Genomic DNA, 2196 nt, shown 5'->3' on the forward strand with positions numbered 1-2196 from the left:
CGACTCAGATCCCTATTTGCAACAGTGCCGTTGTTAGTGGTTTGACCCACTAACAACTAACACGTTGGCTATTCATTGAGTAAATCCTAAACTCAACTAATTCTTTTATTTATCAGACAACCATTTTTCGACATTCGACGGCACATTCACGGCAAGCATCAGCACATTGCTGGCAGTGTTGATGCTCATGTTGGCTACATTCATCTGCACAGTATTCACAAGCCTTGGCACAAAGCTCACAAATTTCTTTCATAAAAGGAGATTCATTTTGCTGCATACGAGCACAGAGCTGACAAATATCTGCACAATCTAGACAACGCTGAATACATTCTCGCATCATCTCCAGATTTTCTTCTTTTAGACAGGCATTTGCACAACTGGCACAGGTAAGGGAACAGCTCATACATGCCTTTGCGCAATCTGAAAATTGGATATCGTTCATCATACTGTTTTTGGGTTTGATTCGCGAAAAATTTACTATCACTAAAGTTAAAAGAATTTACTTTTTAATTTCTTATAAAATTTTTAGTAAAATAAATAAAACTAAATTAGGTAATGAATTTCAGGGAGTTGAAATGAAAAATAAATGTGTTTCTCCAGTTCTGCATCTTATGTGTGGCCTTCCAGGGGTTCCGGGAAAACAACTTTAGCCAAGCAACTCTCAAAAGAGTGTAAGGCAATACGCTTTTCTCCAGATGAATGGCTTTATGATCTTGGTTTGGATTTCTATGATGATGAGATAAGAATTCGAGTAGAAAAACTACAATGGCAGTTTGCTCAAGAATTACTGAAATCTGGAAATAGTGTAATTCTTGAAAATGGCTTCTGGTTAAAAATTGAAAGAGATAATTATCGATCTATGGCAAGTCAGTGGGGAGTAACTACTAAAATTCACTTCTTAGATACGAATCTGGACGAAATCAGAAACAGAATTATTGAAAGAAATAAGCTATGTATTCCAACAGTTCCTCAAGTCAATCTTGATAACTTGGCTAAGTGGGCTGCTCTATTTGAACCTCCTGTTAAAGAAGAACTCTCATGGAATATTCTCTAAGATTATCATCAGGACTAGAGTTGTGAGTTTGGTGTGGTAACTCAACTGATTACTCTAGTCCTTGTATTTTTCAACTCAGTCGCTTATCCGCGATTGAGGTTAATTAAGTTAATTTTTTGGTATTTTCTAAAAAATAATCAATATAAGTATCCCCAAGACAATTCTATACCAAGCAAATACTCTTAATGAGTGTTTTTCTACAAACTTAACCAAAGCTTTGATGACCAATAAGGCTGCAACAAATGCAGCCATAAAACCTACAGAAATATTTACTAAATTATCTGAAGTTAAAACATTAGCATTACGAAATAAGTCATAAGTTGCTGCCCCCAACATAGTGGGCATAGCAAGGAAAAAAGAAAACTCAGTTGCTGCTTTACGTGATAAGCCCGATAGCATGCCACCAATAATGGTTGCACCTGAGCGAGATGTACCAGGAATCATGGCAACACATTGTGCAAAACCCACAAGGATAGCTTGCTTTAAACTAATGTCCGTGGCTTCAATAGTTTTTGGTTTATATTCTCTGGCTTCAACTGCAAAAATAATAAGTCCGCCAATAATTAAGGCAAAAGCGACCACCAATGGGCTAAACAACACTTGCTTAATAAAATCGACAGCTAAGACCCCAATAACCACGGCAGGAAGAAAGGCCACAAATACATTGATTGCAAAGCGTCTTGCATGAACATCACCCGAAAAAAAGCCTTTAACCAATTCTATAATTTTTTGTCGATACAGCCAGCAAACGGCAAGAATGGCACCCAGTTGAATAACAACTTCAAAAGCACGTCCAGAATCCGATTGAAAATCGATAAGATGACCAAAGAGAATTAAATGTCCTGTACTGGAGATAGGTAAAAACTCGGTTAAGCCTTCAATTAAACCTAAAAATAAGGCTTTAAGCAGTGCAAGATTATCCATAAATAGATGCAGTAAAGAGTTAAAAATTTCCATCTTTTTAAGCTATTTTTCACTGTTTATAAATGAGCGGAGCTAAATTTTTACGCTTTTTTTACGGCAGGGTCTGCGTTGTGAATAGAGAGTTTACGCAGCTATTTTTCATACTAAGCCGTGGAATATCCCAATGTTTAGGATGGAAAAGATGAGTGCGATACTCATAGTGCATCAAAAAGTACAGC

3 protein-coding genes are annotated in these 2196 nt (G+C 36.7%); 1 reads left to right on the forward strand and 2 read right to left on the reverse strand.

From position 1 onward, the window contains the following. Positions 1-112 precede the first annotated feature (112 nt). Positions 113-442, reverse strand: a complete 330-nt coding sequence (locus ACY3FQ_RS18145) for a four-helix bundle copper-binding protein (protein WP_025466485.1) — start codon at positions 440-442, stop codon at positions 113-115. Positions 443-586: 144 nt separating this feature from the next. Here ACY3FQ_RS18145 and ACY3FQ_RS18150 point away from each other — a divergent pair, with 144 nt between their 5' ends. After that, positions 587-1054 (forward strand): P-loop nucleotide/nucleoside kinase family protein, encoded by a 468-nt coding sequence (locus tag ACY3FQ_RS18150; protein WP_489774606.1) that lies wholly within the window; start codon positions 587-589, stop codon positions 1052-1054. A 126-nt stretch (positions 1055-1180) separates the two neighbouring features. Here the strand turns inward: ACY3FQ_RS18150 and ACY3FQ_RS18155 are convergent, their stop codons facing one another. Further along, on the reverse strand, positions 1181-1978 hold the full coding sequence (locus ACY3FQ_RS18155; protein ID WP_489774607.1) for an undecaprenyl-diphosphate phosphatase: 798 nt from the start codon (positions 1976-1978) through the stop codon (positions 1181-1183). Positions 1979-2196: the final 218 nt, after the last annotated feature.

This window comes from Acinetobacter sp. AB03 (genome assembly GCF_058107045.1).